The sequence below is a fragment of the uncultured Microbacterium sp. genome (assembly GCF_937927635.1).
Lineage (GTDB): Bacteria > Actinomycetota > Actinomycetes > Actinomycetales > Microbacteriaceae > Microbacterium.
Window position 1 is genome coordinate 86,294 of sequence record NZ_CALBRW010000017.1, and the last position, 22,597, is coordinate 108,890.

15 protein-coding genes are annotated in these 22,597 nt (G+C 69.9%); 10 read left to right on the top strand and 5 right to left on the bottom strand.

Features of this window, described 5'->3' with window-relative positions:
- Positions 1-14 precede the first annotated feature (14 nt).
- Together Q0568_RS07035 and Q0568_RS07040 are read left to right on the top strand one after the other, a co-directional pair.
- Positions 15-1,808: a glycosyl transferase gene (locus Q0568_RS07035; RefSeq protein WP_298864441.1), complete on the top strand. Its 1,794-nt coding sequence runs from the start codon at positions 15-17 to the stop codon at positions 1,806-1,808.
- Positions 1,805-2,737 (top strand): tetratricopeptide repeat protein, encoded by a 933-nt coding sequence (locus Q0568_RS07040; RefSeq protein ID WP_298864444.1) that lies wholly within the window; start codon positions 1,805-1,807, stop codon positions 2,735-2,737. The genes Q0568_RS07035 and Q0568_RS07040 overlap by 4 nt, the downstream gene beginning before the upstream one ends.
- Before the next feature lie 19 nt (positions 2,738-2,756).
- On the opposite strand, the gene glgB is transcribed toward Q0568_RS07040, so the two are convergent.
- From glgB to glgX, 3 genes are all read right to left on the bottom strand, one after another.
- Positions 2,757-4,964, bottom strand: coding sequence for a 1,4-alpha-glucan branching protein GlgB (glgB, locus tag Q0568_RS07045; protein ID WP_298864447.1), 2,208 nt, complete (start codon positions 4,962-4,964; stop codon positions 2,757-2,759).
- Positions 4,961-6,940 (bottom strand): alpha-1,4-glucan--maltose-1-phosphate maltosyltransferase, encoded by a 1,980-nt coding sequence (locus Q0568_RS07050; protein ID WP_298865242.1) that lies wholly within the window; start codon positions 6,938-6,940, stop codon positions 4,961-4,963. Before Q0568_RS07050 ends, glgB begins: the two co-directional genes overlap by 4 nt.
- A 147-nt stretch (positions 6,941-7,087) precedes the next feature.
- Positions 7,088-9,157: a glycogen debranching protein GlgX gene (glgX, locus tag Q0568_RS07055; RefSeq protein ID WP_298864450.1), complete on the bottom strand. Its 2,070-nt coding sequence runs from the start codon at positions 9,155-9,157 to the stop codon at positions 7,088-7,090.
- Between the two features lie 109 nt (positions 9,158-9,266).
- Between glgX and Q0568_RS07060 the strand changes: the two genes are divergently transcribed.
- The 5 genes from Q0568_RS07060 (at position 9,267) to Q0568_RS07080 (ending at position 15,355) form a co-directional block, all read left to right on the top strand.
- Positions 9,267-10,451, top strand: coding sequence for a cysteine desulfurase family protein (locus Q0568_RS07060; RefSeq protein WP_298864453.1), 1,185 nt, complete (start codon positions 9,267-9,269; stop codon positions 10,449-10,451).
- A 94-nt stretch (positions 10,452-10,545) separates the two neighbouring features.
- Positions 10,546-11,643 carry a tRNA 2-thiouridine(34) synthase MnmA gene (mnmA, locus tag Q0568_RS07065; RefSeq protein WP_298864458.1) on the top strand — a complete coding sequence of 366 codons (1,098 nt, stop codon included), beginning with the start codon at positions 10,546-10,548 and terminating at the stop codon, positions 11,641-11,643.
- A gap of 55 nt (positions 11,644-11,698) precedes the next feature.
- Positions 11,699-14,014 carry an NAD-dependent DNA ligase LigA gene (gene ligA, locus Q0568_RS07070; protein ID WP_298864460.1) on the top strand — a complete coding sequence of 772 codons (2,316 nt, stop codon included), beginning with the start codon at positions 11,699-11,701 and terminating at the stop codon, positions 14,012-14,014.
- A 25-nt stretch (positions 14,015-14,039) separates the two neighbouring features.
- Complete coding sequence (locus Q0568_RS07075; protein ID WP_298864463.1) at positions 14,040-14,474, top strand: GNAT family N-acetyltransferase; 435 nt, start codon at positions 14,040-14,042, stop codon at positions 14,472-14,474.
- A 131-nt stretch (positions 14,475-14,605) separates the two neighbouring features.
- Entirely contained in the window at positions 14,606-15,355 is a 750-nt protein-coding gene (locus Q0568_RS07080; RefSeq protein WP_298864466.1) for an ABC transporter permease, read from the top strand.
- 136 nt (positions 15,356-15,491) lie between these two features.
- On the opposite strand, the gene Q0568_RS07085 is transcribed toward Q0568_RS07080, so the two are convergent.
- Both Q0568_RS07085 and Q0568_RS07090 read right to left on the bottom strand, forming a co-directional pair.
- Entirely contained in the window at positions 15,492-17,402 is a 1,911-nt protein-coding gene (locus Q0568_RS07085) for a DEAD/DEAH box helicase (protein WP_298864469.1), read from the bottom strand.
- 63 nt (positions 17,403-17,465) lie between these two features.
- Positions 17,466-19,166, bottom strand: coding sequence for a long-chain-fatty-acid--CoA ligase (locus Q0568_RS07090; protein ID WP_298864472.1), 1,701 nt, complete (start codon positions 19,164-19,166; stop codon positions 17,466-17,468).
- A gap of 59 nt (positions 19,167-19,225) precedes the next feature.
- Here Q0568_RS07090 and gatC point away from each other — a divergent pair, with 59 nt between their 5' ends.
- Genes gatC through gatB form a run of 3 tightly spaced genes read left to right on the top strand, consistent with a single transcriptional unit; the run spans position 19,226 to position 22,565 of the window.
- On the top strand, positions 19,226-19,525 hold the full coding sequence (gatC, locus tag Q0568_RS07095; protein ID WP_298864475.1) for an Asp-tRNA(Asn)/Glu-tRNA(Gln) amidotransferase subunit GatC: 300 nt from the start codon (positions 19,226-19,228) through the stop codon (positions 19,523-19,525).
- Positions 19,526-19,539: 14 nt separating this feature from the next.
- Positions 19,540-21,054, top strand: a complete 1,515-nt coding sequence (gatA, locus tag Q0568_RS07100) for an Asp-tRNA(Asn)/Glu-tRNA(Gln) amidotransferase subunit GatA (protein WP_298864479.1) — start codon at positions 19,540-19,542, stop codon at positions 21,052-21,054.
- Positions 21,054-22,565: an Asp-tRNA(Asn)/Glu-tRNA(Gln) amidotransferase subunit GatB gene (gatB, locus tag Q0568_RS07105; RefSeq protein WP_298864482.1), complete on the top strand. Its 1,512-nt coding sequence runs from the start codon at positions 21,054-21,056 to the stop codon at positions 22,563-22,565. The genes gatA and gatB overlap by 1 nt, the downstream gene beginning before the upstream one ends.
- Positions 22,566-22,597: the final 32 nt, after the last annotated feature.

The following is a 22,597-nucleotide window of genomic DNA, read 5'->3' on the forward strand; positions in this document are numbered from 1 at the left end:
TAAGGAGCTGATTCGTGCGATTCGTATGGGCCGTCGTGGCCTTCGTGCTGGCCACGGTTCTCATCGGTCTGGGGATCGCCCAGCGCACCGTCTTCATGGGGCCCTCCGAGCAGCGCATGACGCTGACCATCGATGACTCGTCCCCGTACGTGATGGTGGATGCCGACGTGCTCCGCGCTCACCCCGGGCTCCAGACGCTGATGGTGCGGGACAAGGGCGACATCTTCGTCGCCTACGCCCGCACCGAGGACATGACGGCCTGGCTCTCCGACACGGCGTACGACCACGTGTCGCTCACGAAGTCGCACAAGCCGAAGACCGAGCGCGTCGAGGCGAAGCAGCAGCCCGCCGACGGCGGCGAGACCTCCGGCCGATCGCCGGTCGGCTCCGACCTGTGGCTGGACTCGTTCGCCGACAAGGACGCCCTGGTCGCCGAGATGCAGCTCACGAAGGGCAACAGCGTCCTGATCGCCAAGGACGGCGTGAAGGATGCTCCGACGGACATCCTCGTGTCGTGGCCGCTGGACACGCGCACGCCGTGGGCGGGTCCGCTGATCAGCCTCGGCGGGCTGCTGCTGGCCATCGGCATCGTGCTTTACATCCTCGGCATCAGGCACCAGCGTCGTGGACGCGGGCCCCGCCGCAAGGGACCGGGGCCGCTGCCCGAGACGCAGCCGATCACCATGCCCGAGCGGGCCGAGATCGAACAGGGCACGGTCGAGAGCCGCGCCGCGCGCCACACGCCGCGGCGGCTCGCCATCGCCATCCCCGCGCTGGCCGTGACCGCGCTGCTCGCGACCGGCTGCACGGCGGACTCCTGGCCGCAGTTCTCGGCGGGAACGCCGACGCCGACCCCGACCCCCACCGTCATCAAGCCGGACAGCCAGAAGCCGCCGGCGATCACTGAGAAGCAGGGGCAGCGCATCGTCGGCGACATCGCGAAGACGCTGGCCAAGGCGGACACGGACCTCGACGCAACTCTCGCAGAGACCAGGCTGACCGGTGCTGCGCTGGCGGGTCGACAGACCGAATACGCGCTGCGCAGCAAGATCGCGGATCGGAAGGCGACCGCACTGCTGTCGCCTGCGGGCGCGGTCAAGATCCTGCTGCCCGAAGCCACCGACAGCTGGCCTCGCACGGCGCTCGCTCTCACGGTGGCGGAGAACGACGCCAAGAAGCCTCCCGTGCTGCTGACCATGACGCAGGCCGACCCGTGGGCGAACTACCGGGTCACGGCCATGGCCGACATGCCGGCCTCGAGCTCATTCCCCGACGTCGCTCCGGCCTGGCTCGGCACGACCAGAGTTCCGGCGGAGTCGGCATTCCTGTCCCTCCCGCCGTCGGAGCTCGCCGGTGCGTTCTCGAACTTCGTGGACGCCGGGGACAAGAGCGAGTTCGTCGGCCGCTTCGACGAACTCAGCCAGAAGCTGGCCAAGGCGGTTCGAGACAGTCGCGCCGACATCGTGTCGAGGGCGGCGGCGTCGGGCGCTGCGAGCACCTCCACGGCCGTCTTCAAGATGGTTCCCTCCGACAACGAACCCGTGTCACTCGCGACGCTGGGGAGCGGCGCGGTGGTGTCGGTGAGCGTGCTCGACACGCAGACGATCACGCCCACGAATCCCGACGCGGTGATCAAGATCACCGATGAGCCGTCCAGGGTCCTCACCGGCGTGTCCGAGGCGTCGAAGGGCTACACGACGACCTACGGCATCCAGCTCTTCTTCGTCGTTCCCGCGCAGGGCTCCAACGAGCAGATCCGTCTGCTGGCCTACCATCAGGACCTCCTCAGTGTGAAGGTGATCAAGTGACCGAGATCTCTGCCGCCGCTCTTCGCGGCGCCGTCGACCTGTCATCCCTGCGGGGGCGTCCCGTGCAGCCCGCCGCGCAGGACGGCGCGACATCCGAGGCGCCCTCCGGCCTCGTCGTCGACGTCACCGACGCGAGCTTCGCCCAGATCCTCGAGCTGTCCCGCTCCGTACCGGTGGTCGTGGACCTGTGGGCCGAGTGGTGCGGGCCGTGCAAGCAGCTCAGCCCCATCATCGAGAAGGTCACCCGCGAGCTGGCGGGCCGGGTCGTGCTGGCGAAGGTCGACGTCGACGCCAACCCGCAGATCGCCCAGGCGTTCCGCGCCCAGTCGATCCCGCTGGTGGTCGCGCTCATCGGCGGCCAGCCGGTGCCGATGTTCACCGGAGCGGTGCCCGAGGAGCAGGTGCGCGAGGTCTTCTCGAAGCTGCTGGAGGTCGCCGCGCAGAACGGCGTGACCGGTACCGTGCCGGCTGACGGCGCAGAAGCCCCGGCGACCGAGGAGCCCGAGGAGAAGCCCCTGCCGCCGCTGCACGCCGAGGCCTTCGCGGCCATCGAGGCCGGCGACTACGCGCGTGCGATCACCGCCTACCAGCACGCGCTCGCGGAGAACCCTCGCGACGAGGACGCCAGGGCGGGCCTCGGCCAGGTGCGCCTGCTGGACCGGGTCCAGGGACTGGACCTGCAGGAGGCGCGCGCCGCCGCCGCTGCCGCGCCGGCCGACGTGGAGGCGCAGTTCCGCGTCGCCGACCTGGACATCGCGGGCGGGCATGTGGAGGACGCGTTCGGACGCCTCCTCGACCTGTTCGCCGCCGTCGACGACGATCAGCGGACGCCGGTGCGCGAGCGCCTCGTGGAGCTGTTCGAGCTGATCGGGGCGGCGGACCCGCGCGTGGCATCTGCGCGGACCCGCCTGGCGTCGCTGCTGTTCTGAGTCCCGCTCGGCTCCTCGATCAGCCCTTGCCGATCGAGGGGATGTGCGGGTCGTTCTGGTATCGGAACCAGATCGTCGACAGTGCCGGAAGCGTCGCGATCGCGATGGCCGGCGAGTCGTAGTCCTCGCAGTGCGCCTCGACGAACCCCATGTTGCCCGCGCCCGCACCGCCGTACTCCACGGCGTCCGAGTTGAGGACCTCCTGCCAGGAGCCCTCCTTGGGCAGCTGCAGACGGTAGCCGGAGAGCGTCGCACCGGAGAAGTTCGTCACCACGGCCAGATGACCGCCGTGCGCATCGCGGCGCTCGAACGCCACCACGTTGGGGTCCCAGGTCGGGCCTCCCAGCCGGGTGAACGCCGAGGACTCGTTGTCGCGCTCCCACAGCGGGGCCTGGCGCCGGTACACGGCGTTCAGGGCGCCGACGAAGTGCTCCAACTGCGTGTGGGCGGGCTGGTCCAGCAGCCACCAGTCCAGCTCCCTGTCGACGGACCACTCGCCGATCTGGCCGAACTCCTGTCCCATGAACAGCAGCTTCTTGCCCGGGTGACCCCACATGTACGCCAGGTAGGCGCGGACGTTGGCGAGCTTGTGGGCGTGGTCTCCCGGCATCCGCGAGACGAGGGTGCCCTTGCCGTGCACGACCTCGTCGTGGCTGATCGGGAGGACGTAGTTCTCGCCGAACGCGTACACGAGCGAGAACGTGATCTCGCCCTCGTGGTGCGAGCGGTACATGGGGTCGCGCTTCATGTACTCCAGCGAGTCGTTCATCCACCCCATGTTCCACTTGAAGCCGAACCCGAGGCCGGCGGCGGAGGTCGGTGCGGTCACGCCGGGGAAGGCGGTGGACTCCTCGGCGATCATGACGATTCCCGGGTGCAGGCGGTACGCCGTGGCGTTGACCTCCTGCAGGAAGCGGATCGCCTCGAGGTTCTCGCGCCCGCCGTGCACGTTGGGCTCCCACTCGCCGTCCTTGCGCGAGTAGTCCAGGTACAGCATGGAGGCGACGGCGTCGACGCGCAGCCCGTCGACGTGGAATTCGCTGAGCCAGTACAGCGCGTTGGCCACGAGGAAGTTGCGCACCTCGTTGCGGCCGTAGTCGAAGATCAGCGTGCCCCAGTCCTGGTGCTCGCCGCGGCGCGGATCCGGATGCTCGTACAGCGGGCGCCCGTCGAACCGTGCCAGGGCGAAGTCGTCCTTGGGGAAGTGACCGGGCACCCAGTCCATGAGCACGCCGATGCCCGCCTGGTGCAGGCGGTCGATGAGATAGCGCAGATCGTCGGGGGAGCCGTAGCGGCTGGTGGGCGCGTAGTAGCCGCTGATCTGGTAGCCCCAGGAGCCCCCGAAGGGGTGCTCGGCCAGCGGCATGAACTCCACGTGCGTGAAGCCCGTGGCGGTGACATGCTCGATGAGCGGGTCGGCGATGGAACGGTAGTCGAGCCCCTCGCGCCACGAACCCAGGTGCAGTTCGTAGATCGACATGGGTTGCGCGACGGCGTGCCGTGCGGCCCGGCGGGTCATCCACGCGCCATCGGCCCAGGTGTACGCGCTGAGCGTGACGACGGATGCCGTGGCCGGCGGCACCTCCGCCTGCTGCGCCATCGGGTCGGCCTTGAGGATCCACTTGCCGGCGGGGGTGAGGATCTCGTACTTGTACCTGCTGCCCACCGAGATGTCGGGGACGAAGAGCTCCCACACGCCGCTCGCGCCCATGGAGCGCATGGCGTGGCCTTCGCCGTTCCAGCTGTTCCAATCGCCGCAGACGCGCACGGCCTGGGCATCCGGCGCCCAGACGGCGAAGTCGACGCCGGTCTCGCCGTCGAGCGCACGAGGGTGGGAGCCCAGCACCTGCCACAGCCGCTCGTGCCGGCCCTCGCCGATCAGATGCAGATCCATCTCGCCCAGTGCAGGCAGGTGACGGTACGGGTCGCCGGCGAGCTTCTCGTTCTGCCCGGCGTAGACGGTGGCGATGCGGTACGCCGACGGAGGACCGGCATGCCTGCCCTCCCAGATGCCATGCGCCACATGCTCCAGCGGAAGCCGGTCGCCGTCCAGGAAGACGGCGGTGACCGACTCCGCGAGCGGACGGCGCGTGCGGATGACCGTGATGGTCCGGCCCGCGGCATCCGTGGTCGGATGCGCGCCGAGAAGCATATGGGGGTTGTGATGGGCGCCGACGGCGGCCTTCTCCCACTCCTCGGAAACGGAGACGTCCTCGATGTAGCTCATGATCGCTCCTTCACCCTCAGGATGTGCACCGGCTCGGCGAAGGCGTCGAGCCGTACGTAGTTGTGATCGTTCCACGTCCACGCGGCTCCTGTGATCAGATCCTCCACCTCGAACCCATCACCGGGCTGAACGCCCCAGATGCGCGTGTCGAGATGCACGGTCGTCTCGCGGACGGAGTGCGGGTCGAGGTTCGCCACGACGATCAGCGTGTCGGCGCGGCCGGTGCCGGTGAACGCCGCGTCGAGGTGCTTGGAGTACACCAGGATCGCGTCGTCGTCGCTCCAGTGGAACGAGATGTTGCGCAGCTGCCTCAGTGCGGGATGTGCGGCGCGGATCGCGTTCAGCCTGCGCAGCAGCGGCGCCAGCGACTCGCCGCGATCCTCGGCGCCCGACCAGTCGCGGAACTTGAACTCGTACTTCTCGTTGTCGATGTTCTCCTCGGAACCGGGCCGCGCCACGTTCTCGATGAGCTCGTACCCCGCATACACGCCCCAGGTCGGAGCCGCCGTCGCTGCGATGCAGGCGCGGATGCGATACGCGGCGCGGCCGCCGAACTGCAGGTACTCGGTGAGGATGTCGTGGGTGTTCACGAACAGGTTCGGCCGCATGTAGTCGCTGGTCTCCTGCGACACGCTGGTGAGGAACTCCTCCAGCTCGGCCTTGGTGTTGCGCCAGGTGAAGTACGAGTAGCTCTGCTGGAAGCCGACCGCGGCAAGCGCCCGCATGACCGCAGGGCGCGTGAACGCCTCGGCCAGGAACACCACGCCGGGCTGCGCGGCGTTCACCTGCGAGATCAGCCACTCCCAGAACTGCAGCGGCTTGGTGTGCGGGTTGTCGACGCGGAAGATCCGCACGCCCAGACCCACCCAGTGCATGACCACCCGCAGCATCTCCGCGTAGATGCCCTCGGGGTCGTTGTCGAAGTTCAGCGGGTAGATGTCCTGGTACTTCTTCGGCGGATTCTCCGCGTAGGCGATGGTGCCGTCGGGCAGCGTCGTGAACCACTCGGGATGCTCGCTGACCCAGGGGTGGTCGGGGGAGGCCTGCAGCGCCAGGTCGAGCGCGACCTCGAGCCCCTCCTTCTGCGCGGCGCGCAGCAGGGCCTTGAAGTCCTTCTCGGTGCCGAGCTCGGAGTGGATGGCGTCGTGGCCGCCCTCGGCGGAGCCGATCGCGTAGGGCGAGCCGGGGTCGCCGGGCTCGGTGGTCAGCGAGTTGTTGCGGCCCTTGCGGTTGGTCGTGCCGATCGGATGCACGGGCACGAGGTACAGGATGTCGAAGCCCATGCCTGCGACACCCGGCAGACGCTTGATGGCGGACCGGAACGTGCCGCTCTTCACCGTGCCGTTCTTCCGGCGCACGGCACCCTCGGAGCGCGGGAAGAACTCGTACCAGGCGCCGACGCCGGCGGCCCGGCGCTCGACGCGCAGCGGCAGCCAGTCGGCGACCGACCCCAGCGCCGCATGCGGGCGCGCGGCGAACGCCGCCGCCAGGGCGGGGTCGGTGGACACGGCGGTCAGCTCTCCGGCATCCGCCGGCCGGAGCCGTGCGGCTGCGGCCCGCAGCATCCGCTTCTCGGCCGCCGGACGATCCTTCTCGGATGCCGCAGCGGTCAGCAGAGAGACGCCCAGCGCGGACATCACCTCGATGTCGACGCCCGCCACGGCCTTGACCTCGCTCGCGTGCGCCCACGTGGCGAAGTCGTCGGCGAAGGCCTCGAAGCGGTACTGCCAGTCTCCGACGGCGTCGAGCGCGATCTGCGCGCGCCACCGGTCGGTGCCGTCCTCCAGCGCATCCAGCCGGTGCAGGGTCTCGTCGCCGGAGGGATCCCGCAGCCGCACGTGCACGCCGATGCGGTCGTGCCCCTCGCGGAAGGAGACCACGCCGAAGGGGACGACCTCGCCGGCGAATGCCTTGGGCGGGTACCCCTGCGGGACGTGCGGGGTGGGGGACAGCAGCGGGATCCGACCCGCGCGCACCCCCTCCGGGGACTCGGTCTCGGCGGCGGGCCGCAGAGGAATCCGGGCGGGGCTTCTCAGCGCCGCGGGTTCTCGAGCGGTACGTGCTGGCACACCTTGAATGTACCGCTCAACGGGGTTTGCGCCATCCCCGCGGAGGGCTCGTCGTCACTCCACTCGGAAAAGCCGCATCGAGGTGCCCGGAATGGGCAGCACCTCGCCCGGCGCATGCCTCTTCTGCTCGTGGGACGGGCTCTCATCGGCGCTGGACCAGAGCTCGACGAACGCCGTCGCCCCCTCGATGGAATCCGGCAATCGCACGTCGATGGGCGCCTCGGTGCCGTGCACGATCAGCAGGATGCGATTGGACGCGCCGTTCTCCGGCACGCTGGCGGCCACGTACTGCAGGGTGCGGTTGCGGGGGTCGTTCCACTGCTCGACCTCCATGGTGTCGCCGTTCTGGTCGAACCAGTCCATGACGCTGGAGTCCGGCACGTGCTCGCCCAGCACGGCGAACCTGCTCGGGCGCAGGGCGGGGTTCTCCGCACGCAGGCGCGTGAGCAGGGCGACATGGGCGGTGAGGTCCTTCTGCCAGTCCTCGTGCTCCCAGTTCAGCCAGCTCAGGGCGGAGTCCTGGCAGTACGCGTTGTTGTTGCCGCGCTGGGTGCGCCCGAACTCGTCGCCGGCGGTGATCATCGGGATGCCGGCCGACAGCAGCAGCGTGCCCATCAGATTGCGCATGGCCTTGCGGCGCTGAGCCAGGATGCCGGGATCGTCGGTGGGACCTTCGATGCCGTGGTTGAAGGACCGGTTCATGTCCGCGCCGTCGCGGTTGTCCTCGCCGTTGGCCTCGTTGTGCTTGACGTCGTAGGCGACCAGATCGTGCAGAGTGAACCCGTCGTGCGCGGTGACGAAGTTGATGCTGGCCAGCGGACCGCGCTCGTCGCTGTAGGTGTTGGCCGAGCCCGCCAGACGATTGGCGAACCCGCCGATCCCGACCGGCGCCGAGGCGCGTCGTGCGTAGTCGATGTCGCTGAGCCAGAAGTTGCGGGCGCGGTCGCGGTAGCGGTCGTTCCACTCGCTCCAGCCGTCGGGGAAGTTGCCGGTCTGCCAACCGCCCATCCCGATGTCCCAGGGCTCGGCGATGATCTTCACGTCCTGCAGGGCGGGGTCTTCGCGGATGGCGGTGAGCAGCGGATGCTCGCGGTCGTATTCGTGCTCGGCGTTGCGGGCGAGGGCGGTGGCGAGGTCGAACCGGAAGCCGTCGATCTGCATCTCGGTGGCCCAGTAGCGCAGCGAGTCCAGCACCAGGTGCGCAGCGGCATCGGTGGCGGTGTTGAGGGTGTTCCCCACGCCGGTGGTGTCGATGTAGGTGCCGTCCGGCTGCTGCCGGTAGTACGAGGCGTTGTCGATGCCCCGCAGGCTGGAGCGCGGACCGCCGATGCCCTCCTCGCTGGTGTGGTTGTAGACCACGTCGAGGATCACCTCGATGCCGGCCTGGTGCAGCAGCTTGACCATGCCCTTGAACTCGCTCAGCACGGTCTCCGGGCCGCCCTTGCGCGCGGATTCGCTGGCGTAGGCGTGGTGCGGGGTGAAGAAGTTCAGGGTGTTGTAGCCCCAGTAGTTGGTCAGGCCCCGATCGAGCAGGCGCGGCTCGGTCATGAACGCGTGCACGGGCAGCAGCTCGACGGCAGTGACACCCAGGCTCTTGAAGTAGTCGATCATGGCCGGGTGCGCGAGTCCCGCGTAGGTGCCGTGCAGGGCCGGTGTCACGCCCGGGTGGCGCTTGGTGAGGCCCTTGACGTGCCCCTCATAGATGACCGTCCGGTCCATCGGGATGCTGGGCTTGCGGACGTCGCCCCAGTCGAAACCGTCCTCGATCACGACCGAGCGCCACTCCTCGTAGCCGTCGCCCTGGGCGAGTCCCCGGCCGTAGGGGTCCAGGAGCAGCGTCTCGGAATTGAAGACGTGTCCGGGGCCGTGCGGGCCATCCACGCGCAGCGCGTAGCGGGTGCCGGGCTGCAGCAGGTCGGTGGTGACCTCCCAGACGCCGCCGGGGCGGCGCTCGAGAGGAGCCTGGGCGGTCTCCCAGTCGAGGTCATCAGCATCGAAGACGACCAGCTCGATCGACGAGGCGTTCTGCGACCAGACGCGCAGGGTCCCGACGCCGTCGTGCAGACGGACGCCGAGATCATCGAGAGCGGAGCCTCCCGGAGGAGGCGTGGTGGTCGCAGGCATGGGAAACAGCCTAAACGCGCGCGGCGTGTGCACGTGAATCCCGGTGCCGCGGTTCACGAACCTCGGTCTCGCCGCCTCCCCGGTGCGTTGGACGGACGACAATGGGAGCATGCGGTTCTACCTGGATCATGCGGCCACGTCCCCCCTCCGTTCGGAGGCACGGGATGCCTGGTTGGCGGCGACCGAGGTGGTCGGCAACGCCTCGTCCACGCACGGCGCCGGTCAGGACGCACGGCGGCTGCTGGAGGAGTCGCGCGAGCGGGCGGCGGCCGTGCTGGGCTGCGATCCCATCGAAGTCGTGCTCACCTCCGGCGGCACCGAGTCCATCAACACCGCGCTGAACGGCCTGTGGCGTGCGCGTGCCGCGGGGGCGGATGCCGTGGTGCTGCCGGATGCCGAGCATCACGCCACCATGGACACCGTCGCGGCCCTCGCGAAGGAGGGCGCGTGCGTGCGCGCCGTGCCGGTGTCGGCGCAGGCACGGATCGATCTGGAGGCGTTCCGCGCGGCGCTGCCCGGCGCGGCGCTGGCGACTGCCCTGGTGGCCAACAACGAGGCCGGCACGATCAACGACGCGTCCGCGCTCTCGCGTGCGGCGGCGGATGCCGGTGTGCCGCTGCACCTGGATGCCGTGGCGGCCTGGGGGCACGTGCGCCTGTCGTTCCGCGAGCTGCGCGGCGACGCGCCTGCGGCGGCGGGCCTGGTCGCGATGAGCGTGGCCGGGCACAAGATCGGCGCGCCGGTGGGCACGGGGGCGCTCGTGGTGGCGCGCTCCGCGCGGATCGAGCCGCTGCTGCACGGCGGGGCGCAGCAGCGAGGGCTGCGCGCGGGCACGCAGGACGTCGCGGGCGCCGCGGCGTTCGCGGCGGCGCTGGAGGCGACCGAGGCCGAGCGGGAATCCGAGTCCGCGAGGCTGTCCGGACTGCGTGATCGGCTGGTCGCTGGCATCCGCTCCGCCGTTCCGCAGGCGCAACTGCTCGGCGACCCGGTGAAGCGGCTGCCGGGCAACGCCCACCTGCTGTTCCCGGGAGCGGTGGGGGAGAGTCTGCTGTTCCTGCTCGATGCCGCCGGCATCGCGGCATCCACCGGCTCTGCGTGCCAGGCCGGAGTCGCCGAGCCCTCGCACGTCGTCATGGCGATGGGACGCGACGAGCACGACGCACGCAGCGCGCTGCGGTTCACGCTGGGGCGCGCCTCGGCCGATGCCGACGTGGATGCCGTACTCGCTGTCATCCAGGACGTCTACGCTCGCGCATCCGCATCCGCATCCGCATCCGCATCCGCATCCCGCTGACCGCCTCGCGGGTCCCGTCTTGCTGCCTCCCGGGAACTGAGGCCGCCATTCGGGCCCCGCGACGGGGGTCGTCGCGCGCCGTAGACTTGAACCCATGCGTATTCTGGCGGCGATGAGCGGTGGCGTGGACTCGGCGGTGGCGGCGGCCCGCGCCGTCGAAGCCGGGCATGACGTCGTCGGGGTGCATCTGGCGCTCTCGCGCGCCGGCGGCACCCTGCGCACGGGCAGCCGCGGATGCTGCACGGTCGAGGACGCGCTGGATGCCCGTCGCGTGGCAGATCTGCTGGGCATCCCGTTCTACGTGTGGGACTTCTCGGAGCGCTTCCGCGACGAGGTCATCGACGACTTCATCTCCGAGTACAAGGCCGGCCGCACGCCGAATCCGTGCCTGCGCTGCAACGAGAAGATCAAGTTCGCGGCGCTCCTGGAGCGTGCCATCGAGTTGGGCTTCGACGCGGTGTGCACGGGCCACTACGCGACCCTCGTCGACGGGCCGAACGGGCTTGAGCTGCACCGCGCGTCCGACAATGCGAAGGATCAGTCCTACGTGCTGGGCGTGCTGAACGCGCAGCAGCTCGCGCACACGTACTTCCCATTGGGGTCCACACCGTCGAAGGCCATCGTGCGCGCCGAAGCCGCTGAGCGCGGCATCAGCGTGGCGCAGAAGCCCGACAGCCACGACATCTGCTTCATCCCCGACGGCGACACCCGCGGCTGGCTCGCCGAGAAGGTCGGTGCCGAGCAGGGCGACGTCGTCGACCGCTCCGGCGCCGTGATCGGCACGCACGAGGGTGCGCACGCGTTCACCGTCGGTCAGCGCCGCGGCCTGCACCTCGGCGTGCCCGCCCCCGACGGCAAGCCCCGGTTCGTGCTGGAGGTGCGCCCGGTGACCAACACGGTCGTCGTCGGCCCCAAGGAGGCGCTGGCGATCGCCGAGATCTCGGGCGAGAAGCACTCCTGGGCGGGCGCAGCGCCCGCGGCGTCGGAGTTCGCGTGCGAGGTGCAGATCCGCGCCCACGCCGACCCGGTGCCCGCGACGGCGTTCGTGACGGATGTCGGCGTGCGGGTCGTGCCCGAGCATCCGCTCGACGGCGTGGCACCCGGCCAGAGCGCCGTGATCTACGTCGGCACGCACGTGCTGGGGCAGTTCACGATCGACACCACGGTGTCGGCCGTGCCGGTCGGAGCTTGACCGCTTGAGCGGATGCCGGCCGATGGATGTCCGTGCCCGCTCGTAGACTCGAGTGGTGCCGGAGAACATCTCACTGGAAGCCGCCCGAGCCGAGGCCGAGGAGCTGACCACCCGCATCCTCGACGCGAAGGACGCGTACTACGGCCGTGACACGTCGCTGGTCGACGACGCCACCTACGACGGGTGGATGCACCGGCTCGAGGAGCTCGAGCGGCTGCATCCGGAGCTTCAGGGCCAGGACTCGCCCACGCAGATGGTGGGCGCGGCCGAATCCACCGGACTGGACACGATTCAGCACGCCGAGCGGATGCTGAGCCTGGACAACGTGTTCTCCCTCGACGAGCTGCGCGAGTGGGAGGCCAAGACCCGGGCCGCTGCGGGCCGCGAGGTGGCCTGGCTCACCGAGTTGAAGATCGACGGGCTCGCCATCAACCTGCGGTACGAGAACGGCATCCTCACCTCGGCTGCCACGCGTGGTGACGGGCGGGTCGGCGAGATCGTCACGGAGAACGCGCTGCGGCTGAGCGACATCCCTGAACGGCTGAGCGGCGAGGGGCATCCGGAGATCGTGGAGATCCGCGGCGAGGTCTTCATCCCGGTGGCCGCGTTCGAACGGCTCAATGCCGCACAGGCGTCGTTCCGCGAGCGCGCCTACGCCGGCTACCTCGAGCGCTGGCAGGCCCGGTCCAGCGGCAGACCGTTCGACGAGGAGAAGGCCAGGGCCGCCGCCGCGCGGCGCTTCCCGTCGTTCGCCAACCCGCGCAACGCCGCCAGCGGCGGGCTGCGTCAGCAGTTGGACAAGAAGCACGGACTCGAGCTCGAGGCGGCACTGCTGCGCACCGAGTCGCTGTCGCTGTACGTGCACGGCATCGGCGCGTGGCCGGACCCGCCGGTGGCGGCGCAGAGCGAGATCTACGACCTGGTGTCGTCGTGGGGGCTGCCCACCAGCCCGCACACGAAGGTCTGCCACTCCGCCGACGAGGTGGCCGCGTTCGTGGAGCACTTCGGCGAGCATCGCCACGACATCGAGCACGAGCTCGACGGGATCGTCGTGAAGGTCGACGAGCTGGCGCTGCACGCCGAGCTCGGCGAGACCAGCCGTGCGCCGCGCTGGGCCATCGCCTACAAGTACCCGCCCGAGGAGGTGCAGACCAAGCTGCTCGACATCGTCGTCTCGGTCGGCCGCACCGGTCGCGCCACACCGTTCGCCGTGATGGAGCCCGCGCATGTGGCGGGTTCGGTCGTGCGCCAGGCCACCCTGCACAACAAGGACGTCGTCAAGGCCAAGGGCGTGCTGATCGGCGACACCGTCGTGCTGCGCAAGGCCGGCGATGTGATCCCCGAGGTGCTGGGGCCCGTGGTCGAGCGCCGCGACGGCACCGAGCGGGAGTTCGTGATGCCCGAGCGATGCCCGGAGTGCGGTACGCCGCTGCGCCCCATGAAGGAGGGCGACATCGACCTGCGCTGCCCGAACGCGCGCTCCTGCCCCGCGCAGGTCCGCGGCCGCGTGGAGCACATCGGATCCCGCGGGGCGCTGGACGTCGAGGCCCTGGGCGAGGTGACCGCGGCGGCGCTCACGCAGCCCAGCCATCCGGCCGTGCCACCGCTGGACACCGAGGCGGGGCTGTTCTCGCTGGTGCTGGAGGATCTCGTGCCGATCTCGGTGATCGTGCGCGACTCCGAGACCGGCCTGCCCAAGGAGGACGAGGAGGGGGTGGTGAAGACCCGCTCGCCGTTCCGTCGCAACCCGACGGCGACGGAGAAGAAGGCGGGCATCACCGAGCCGCAGCCGTCGTCCGCGGCCGTCAAGCTGCTGGCCGAGCTGGAGAAGGCCAAGACCAAGGAGCTGTGGCGTCTACTGGTCTCACTGAACATCCGCCACGTCGGCCCCGTCGCGGCACGTGCGCTCGCGCAGTGGTTCGGGTCGCTGGATGCCATCCGCTCCGCTTCGTTGGAGGAGCTGGCCGCGGTCGAGGGCGTCGGAGAGATCATCGCCGGGTCCCTGCAGCGCTGGTTCGCGGTGGACTGGCACGTCGAGATCATCGATCAGTGGACGGCCGCCGGTGTGCAGTGGTCGACGCCGGGGCACCCGGGCCCCGGCGGCGCCGTCAGCGAGGGCGGGGTGCTGGACGGCCTGACCGTCGTCGCCACCGGCACGCTGGACGGCTACACGCGCGAGGGCGCGCAGGAGGCCATCATCCAGGCCGGTGGCAAAGCGGCATCCTCAGTCTCGAAGAAGACGGATTTCGTCGCCGCGGGCCCGGGTGCGGGCTCCAAACTCGCGAAGGCCGAGGCTCTCGGCATCCGCGTGCTGGACGCCGCGCAGTTCCACCTGCTGGTCACGCAAGGGCCGGATGCCCTGGATGCCTGATCGGCTGATCGTCGAAGGAGATGCTGTGACGGATGACGTGACCCTGGTGGACCTGGCGCCCGGAGACCCGCGCTGGGAGAGCGCACTGCCCGTGCTGCAGGAGCTGCGCCCGCACCTCACCGAGCAGCTGCTGGCACAGGTGCTGCGGGAAGGCGCGCCGCAAGGGCTGCGATTCACGGCGGTGTTCGCGGGGGAACGGTGCGTGGCCGTCGCCGGCTGGCGGATCATCGCCAACACCAGCGCCATCCGCAAGCTCTATGTCGACGACCTCTCCACGGCGGCATCCGAGCGCTCCCAGGGTTACGGTCGGATGCTGCTGAACGAGCTGCGCGAACGCGCGATCGCCGCCGGATGCACGGCGCTGTCGCTCGACTCCGGCGTGCAGCGCTTCGACGCGCACCGGTTCTACCTGCGCGAGCGCATGAACATCACCGCGCATCACTTCGATCAGAAGCTCTGAGCCGCGGTGCGTCGTTCGTTTCGCGCGGAGAAGTGCGGCCGACGCGGACGGATTCGCGGGCCGCGTCCGCGTGAAGCGCACATCTTCGCGTCAGGTGCGCGTGCGCGACCGACGAGGCTAGGCTCGCGAGAGTGAACACGGCCACGAGTCTGATCCCGACGCTGATCGGAGTGGGGATCCTTGTCGCCGTGGCGACGGCCGCGCTGCTGCTGTTCCGCGTGCATGCGGCCTGGTCGCCGGCCGCGGCCATCGCACGCGGCGTGATTCAACTGGCCGCAATCAGCCTGATCCTCGGCGGGATCATCACGAATCCGCTCTGGATCGCGCTGGCGCTGCTGGTCATGCTGACGGTCGCCGTCTCGGTCGCAACCCGGCGGATCGGCTGGGGCGGGCGATCGGCGCTGGTGATGTCGACCTCCATCGCCGCAGGCATCGCTGTCGCCGCGACGACGGTGTTCGCCACCGGGGCGCTGGAGCCGACGCCGCGCTACGCGCTGGCGATCGGGGCGATCATCATCGGCAACACCATGAACATCGCCACACTGACAGGACGCCTGTTCGCGGCATCCGTCGCCGATCACTGGGACGAGGTGGAGGGATGGCTGGCGCTGGGCGCCACACCGCGTCAGTCCACCCTGTATCTGGCGCGCCGCGCCGTGCGCGAGGCGCTGATCCCGTCAGTGGACCAGACCAAGACCACCGGGCTCGTGGTGCTCCCCGGCGCCTTCGTGGGCGCGATCTTCGGCGGACTTTCACCGTTGGAGGCCGGTCGCTTCCAGATCATCGTCCTGGCCGCGATCATGGCCGCGGGATCCGTCTGCGCGGTGCTGGTCGCGCTCTGGCAGGGCGCCGTGGCCACCCGCGTCAACGCCCCAGCCTGATCGCCGCCGCGCATTTCCCACCTCCCTGACGTCGAGAGCACGACATCTCGCCGAGTGCACGGGATGTTCGCGTGAACGAGCCGTGCGCTCGGCGAGGTCCCGTGCTCTCGACGGGAGGATCAGGCAGGGAGGCGGGTCAGTTCTTGTGGCGGGGGTTGCGGGCGGGGCGGTCGTCGCGGGAGTAGCCCCGGTCGTCTCGGTGACCCCGGTCGTCTCGGGAGTGGGCCCGGTCGTCGCGGGAGTGGCCCCGGTCATCCCGGGAGTGGCCCCGGTCGTGGCCGCGGCCACGGTCGTCGCGCGGCGCACGACGGTTCGGCACGCCGCGGTCGGGCTTGATCTCGATGAGACGACCGGAGATGCGGGTGTCGCGCAGCTTGTCCAGCACCGCCGGATCCATGTTCACGGGCAGCTCCACGATCGAGAACTCCGGCTTGATGGCGATGGCGCCGAAGTCGTCGCGGCCCAGGCCGCCCTCGTTCGCCAGCGCGCCGACGATCTGGCGCGGTTCCACGCGGTGACGACGGCCGACCTCGATGCGGTATGCGGTGTAGTCGCCGCGGCTGCGGCGCTCGCGCGGTCCGCGGTCGGGACGGTCGCTGCGCTCGCGCGGAGGACGGTTGTCGCGCTGCACGGCGCGGGACAGCTCGTCGTGCTCGGGGTCCAGCAGCAACGGGGTCTCGCCCTGCGCGACCACGGCGAGGGCTGCGGCGACATCGGCCTCCGGCACGTCGTGGTGGTTCACGTAGTGCGCGATGATGTCGCGGAACGCCTCGATGCGACCGGTCTCCTCCAGAGCCTGGGTGATGGCGTCGTCGAACCGGGTCAGGCGCGTGGTGTTCACGTCCTCGGTGGTCGGCAGCTGCATCTGGGTCGGCTGCTGACGGGTCGCCTTCTCGATGTGCTTCAGCAGGTAGCGCTCGCGCGGCGTGATGAAGCTGATCGCATCGCCCTTGCGTCCGGCACGGCCGGTGCGCCCGATGCGGTGCACGTACGACTCGGTGTCGGTGGGGATGTCGAAGTTGATGACGTGGCTGATGCGCTCCACGTCCAGGCCACGGGCTGCCACATCGGTGGCGACCAGGATGTCGAGCCTGCCGTCGCGCAGGTGCCCGACCGAGCGCTCGCGCTGCACCTGCGGCACGTCGCCGTTGATGGCGGCGGCGGAGTAGCCGCGGGCGCGGAGCTTCTCGGCGACCGTCTCGGTCTCGTTCTTCGTGCGGACGAACACGATCATGCCGTCGAAGTTCTCCACCTCGAGGATGCGCGTCAGCGCATCCACCTTCTGCGCGTAGGAGACGACCAGGTAGCGCTGAGCGATGTTCTGATTGGTCGCGGTCTTCCCCTTGATCGCGATCTCCTCGGGCGCGTTGAGGTACTTCTGCGCGAGGCGGCGGATCGCGGAGGGCATCGTGGCCGAGAACAGCGCCACCTGCTTGCTCTCCGGCGTGTCGGCGAGGATCTGCTCGACATCCTCGGCGAAGCCCATCTTCAGCATCTCATCGGCCTCGTCCAGCACGAGGTACTTCAGCTCGGAGAGGTCGAGGGTGCCCTTGGCCTGGTGGTCCATGATGCGACCGGGCGTGCCGACGACGATGTGCACGCCGCGGCGCAGCGCCGACAGCTGTACGCCGTAGCCCTGCCCGCCGTAGACGGGCAGCACGCGCACGTCCTTCATGTGCGAGGAGTACGACTCGAACGCCTCGCACACCTGCAGCGCCAGTTCGCGGGTCGGAGCCAGCACCAGCGCCTGCGGCGTCTTCTGCGACATGTCCAGGTGCTCCAGCACCGGCAGCGCGAACGCGGCGGTCTTGCCGGTACCGGTCTGCGCGGTGCCCAGCACGTCGCGCCCCTCCAGCAGCAGCGGGATGGTGGCCGCCTGAATGGGGGAGGGCGTCTCGTAGCCGAGGTCCTTGATGGCCTTCAGCACGGGGCCGGTGATGCCGAGCTCCTCGAAGCCCGGCTTCGATGCCTCCTGCGCGGAGTCCTCGGCGGTCTCGGGAGCGGAATCGGTCGCGGGCTCGCCGGAGGCGATATCGTCAGCAGTCACCTGCCCACGATAGTGCCTGCGCCTGAACGGCCGCAGGACGAGATCGCGGAGCGGATGCCGGGCTCAGGCCCCGGTGGTCAGCTCGGTCAGCTTCTGCTTGACCTGTCGGCGCAGCACCTTGCCGATCAGCGATTTCGGCAGCTCATCGACGACGAAGACACGGCGCGGGACCTTGTACGGCGTGAGGATGCCGCGGGCGAACTCCCGGATGGCCTCCACGTCGACGTCCTTGGATCCCTCGACGACGATGGCGGCGACGACCTCCTCGCCGGAATGGTCGCTGGGCAGGCCCACGACGGCGGCATCCACGACATCCGGATGCTGGCGCAACGCCACCTCGACCTCGGTCGGCGCCACGTTGAACCCGCCGGTGATGATGAGCTCCTTGATGCGGTCCACGATGCGCACGAAGCCGGCCTCGTCGATGGTGACCACGTCGCCGGTGCGGAACCAGCCGTCCACGAACACGGCCTCGGTCTCCTCGGGCTTGCCGTAGTAGCCGGAGAACACCTGCGGTCCGCGCACGATCAGCTCGCCGGCCGAGCCTGCGGGCACGTCGACGGTGGGATTCTCGGGGTCGACGACGCGGCACTCGGTGCCGGGCAACGGCAGCCCCACGGTGCCGGCGACGCGGTTCTCGGCGACGGGGTTGGCCATCAGCACGGGGGAGCACTCGCTGAGCCCGTAGCCCTCGACGAGATACCCGCCGGTCGCCTCCTCGAAGGGCACGACCAGCTCGTGTGCCAGCGCCATGGCTCCGGAGATCGCGACCTCGGTGCCCGCAAGCGACACGCCCTTCTCCTTCGCGGCCTTCAGCAGGCGCTCGGCGATCGGCGGCACCAGCGGCAGGAACGTGGCAGGGTGCTTCTTCGTGACCTCGAGCACCAGGTCCGGGTCGAACTTCGGGAACAGCACCAGCCGAGCGCCCATCGACATCGCGAAGGTCAGACACAGCGTCAGGCCGTAGGCGTGGAACATCGGCAGCACCGCGTACACGACGCAGCCGTTCCCGCGGGTGATCGAGGGCACCCACGCCTGTGCCTGCGCGGCGTTTGCCAGCAGATTGCGGTGCGTGAGCGAGGCGCCCTTGGGTGTGCCGGTGGTGCCGGACGTGTACTGGATGATCGCCAGATCGTCGGTCTGAGGACGCGGATGCGTGGCGGACAGGGGAGCGGATGCCAGCAGCGACTCCCACACGACGGTGCCGCGCACCCTCGCGGTCAGCGCCTCGCGCGACTCGCGCGCCTTCGCGATGGGCAGCTTCAGCATCAGCTGCGTGAGGAACGGCATCCCCTTCGTGATGTCGACGGAGATGAGCGTCGAGACCGCGAGGTCGTCGGGGAAGTCCTGCACGGTGGCGACGACCTTGTTCCACACGATGGCGTGCGTGGCGCCGTGATCCTCGAACTGCTTGCGCAGCTCGCGGGGCGTGTACAGCGGGTTGTGCTCGACGACCACCGCGCCCAGGCGCAGCACCGCGTAGAACGCGATGATGTGCTGCGGCGAGTTCGGCAGCACGATGGCCACAGGGTCGCCCGGCTTCACACCGAGGTCGCGCAGGCCCATGGCCGCGCGGTCGATGGCATCCTGCATCTGCCGATAGGTGGTCTCGGCGCCGAAGAACTGCAGCGCCGGGGCATCCGGGTAGTCCCGCGCGGAGGCCTCCACGATGTCGACCAGCGAGCCGGTGACCTCGGCGAGATCCTCAGGCACGCCTTCGGCGTAGCTGGCGGTCCAGGGGCGAGGAGGTACGAACGTCGTCACCCGCTCAGCCTATGCCGCTCGAGGCGGGTGAACCCGTCTCGCCCTCGTAGACTGGGGTGGTGTCTGAAATCACCCCTGATCTTGTGCGCCATCTCGGCGTGCTCGCGCGCATCCAGCTCTCCGACGACGAGGTGACGCAGCTGACCGGTCAGCTCGACGCCATCGTCGACAACATCGCGAAGGTGTCGGAGGTGGCGACTGAGGACGTCGTCGCCACCAGCCACCCCATCGCGATGAGCAACGTCTTCCGCCCCGATGAGGTCGGGCAGTCGCTCACGCACGAGCAGGCGATGCAGAACGCGCCGGATGCCGATGAGGGGCGCTTCCGCGTGACCGCGATCCTGGGAGAAGAGCAGTGACGGAGCGAGGAGCAGTGAGCGACATCATCCGCCTGACCGCCGCAGAGCTCGGCGAGAAGCTCGCCACCGGTGAGATCTCCAGCGTCGAGGCCACGCAGGCGCACCTGGACCGCATCGCCGCCGTCGACGGCGACGTGCACGCCTTCCTGCACGTCCACGAGGGTGCCCTCCGCGCCGCGGCGGACATCGACGCGCGTCGGGCGGCAGGCGAGCAGCTCGGCCCGATCGCCGGCGTGCCGCTGGCCGTCAAGGACGTGCTGGTAACGAACGATCAGCCCTCGACGAGCGGTTCGAAGATCCTCGAGGGGTACCTCTCGCCCTACGACGCCACCGTCGTCGCCCGCTCCCGCGCAGCCGGACTCGTCCCGCTGGGCAAGACCAACATGGACGAGTTCGCGATGGGCTCCTCCACCGAGCACTCCGCCTACGGCCCGACGCACAACCCCTGGGATCTGGAGCGCATCCCCGGCGGCTCCGGCGGTGGTTCGGCCGCGGCCGTCGCCGCCTTCGAGGCGCCGCTGGCGCTGGGCTCGGACACCGGCGGATCGATCCGCCAGCCCGCGCACGTCACCGGCACCGTGGGCGTCAAGCCCACCTACGGCGGCGTGAGCCGCTACGGCTCCATCGCCCTGGCCTCGAGCCTGGACCAGGTCGGTCCCGTCACCCGCACGGTGCTGGATGCCGGCCTGCTGCACGACGTGATCGGCGGTCACGATCCGAAGGACTCCACCTCCCTGCCGCAGGAGTGGCCGTCGTTCGCCGCAGCCGCCCGCGAGGGGGCCACCGGTCAGGTGCTCAAGGGCCTGAAGGTGGGTGTCGTCAAGGAGCTGCCGGACTCGGGTTTCCAGACCGGCGTCGCCTCGTCCTTCCACGCCTCGCTCGAGCTGATGGCGGCGCAGGGTGCGGAGATCGTGGAGATCTCGGCCCCGCACTTCGAGTACGCGGTGGCCGCGTACTACCTGATCCTCCCGGCGGAGGCCTCCAGCAACCTGGCCAGGTTCGACTCAGTGCGCTTCGGCCTGCGTGTCACGCCGCAGGGCGGTGGCACCGTCGAGGACGTCATGTCGCTCACCCGAGAGGTCGGCTTCGGCCCCGAGGTCAAGCGCCGCATCATCCTGGGCACCTACGCGCTCTCGGCGGGCTACTACGACGCCTACTACGGCAGCGCGCAGAAGGTCCGCACGCTCATCCAGCGCGACTTCGACGCCGCGTTCGCGCAGGTCGACGTCATCGCGACGCCCACCGCCCCCACCACGGCGTTCAAACTCGGCGAGCAGATCGACGACCCGCTGCAGATGTATCTGAACGACCTCACGACGATCCCGGCGAACCTCGCCGGCATCCCCGGGATCTCGATCCCGTCGGGCCTGGCGCCCGAGGACGGCCTGCCCGTCGGCATCCAGTTCCTCGCCCCCGCCCGCGAGGACGCGCGCCTGTACCGCGTCGGTGCGGCGCTGGAGGCGCTGCTGCTGGACGAGTGGGGCGCACCGCTGCTGGAGAAGGCACCCACCCTGGGAGGAGCACGCTGATGGCCGCCGTCAAGCTGATGGATTACGACAAGGCTCTCGAGCTGTTCGAGCCGGTGCTCGGCTTCGAGGTGCACGTCGAGCTGAACACCCGCACGAAGATGTTCTCCGATGCGCCGAACCCCGCCAACGAGGAGTACCACAGCGCCGAGCCCAACACGCTCATCGCGCCCGTCGACCTGGGGCTGCCCGGCTCGCTGCCGGTGGTCAACGCCACGGCCATCCGCTCCTCGATCAGCCTGGGCCTGATGCTGGGCTGCTCGATCGCGGAGTCCTGCCGCTTCGCCCGGAAGAACTACTTCTACCCGGACATGGGCAAGAACTACCAGATCTCGCAGTACGACGAGCCCATCGCCTACGAGGGCTCGGTCGAGATCGAGCTCGAGGACGGCACGCTGGTGTCCATCCCCGTCGAGCGCGCGCACATGGAGGAGGATGCCGGCAAGCTCACGCACATGGGTTCGACCGGCCGCATCCAGGGCGCCGACTACTCCCTGGTGGACTACAACCGCGCAGGTGTGCCGCTGGTCGAGATCGTCACCAAGCCGATCTTCGGCGCCGGGCACCGCGCGCCGGAATACGCCAAGGCGTACATCGAGGCCATCCGCGACATCGCGAAGGTCCTGGGCATCTCGGAGGCGCGGCTGGAGCGCGGCAACCTGCGCTGCGACGCCAACGTGTCGCTGCGTCCCCGCGGTCAGGAGAAGCTGGGCACCCGCACCGAGACGAAGAACGTCAACTCGATGCGCTCCGTGGAGCGCGCCGTGCGCTACGAGATCCAGCGCCAGGCCGCCATCCTCGCCGACGGCGGCACCATCACGCAGGAGACGCGGCATTGGCACGAGGACACCGGCGTCACCTCGCCGGGGCGCCCGAAGTCGGATGCCGATGACTACCGCTACTTCCCGGAGCCCGACCTGGTGCCCGTGCAGCCCTCTCGCGAGCTGGTCGAGGAGCTCCGCGCGGCGCTGCCCGAGCAGCCCGTCGCCCGTCGCCGCCGGCTGAAGGCCGAGTGGGGCTTCACAGACCAGGAGTACCAGGACGTGCGCAACGGTGGTCTGGTCGAAGTCGTGGAGGCCACCGTCGCCGCGGGCGCGTCTCCGGCATCCGCCCGCAAGTGGTGGACGGGTGAGATCACCCGTATCGCCAACGCGACCGAGCGCGAGGCCACCGAGCTCGTCACGCCCGCAGGCGTCGCGGCCCTGCAGCAGCTGGTGGACGCCGGCACGCTGACCGACAAGCTGGCCCGTCAGGTGCTCGACGGCATGATCGCCGGTGAGGGCACCCCGCAGGAGGTCGTGGATGCGCGCGGCCTGGCCGTGGTCTCCGACGACGGCGCGCTGATCGCGGCCATCGATGACGCGCTGGCCGCTCAGCCCGACGTGATGGCCAAGATCAAGGACGGCAAGGTGCAGGCCGCCGGCGCCATCATCGGCGCCGTGATGGAGGCCATGCGCGGCCAGGCCGATGCGGCCCGCGTGCGCGAGCTGATCCTGGAGCGCGCCGCTCAGTAGGTGCAGGGGTCACTGAGCCTGTCGAAGCGTCG

Coding starts and splice junctions, on each gene's coding strand:
- glgB (WP_298864447.1), bottom strand. CDS start 4,964: ATGAGCTACATCGAGGACGTCTCCGTTTCCGAGGAGTGGGAGAAGGCC.
- glgX (WP_298864450.1), bottom strand. CDS start 9,157: ATGCCTGCGACCACCACGCCTCCTCCGGGAGGCTCCGCTCTCGATGAT.
- Q0568_RS07060 (WP_298864453.1), top strand. CDS start 9,267: ATGCGGTTCTACCTGGATCATGCGGCCACGTCCCCCCTCCGTTCGGAG.
- mnmA (WP_298864458.1), top strand. CDS start 10,546: ATGCGTATTCTGGCGGCGATGAGCGGTGGCGTGGACTCGGCGGTGGCG.
- gatB (WP_298864482.1), top strand. CDS start 21,054: ATGGCCGCCGTCAAGCTGATGGATTACGACAAGGCTCTCGAGCTGTTC.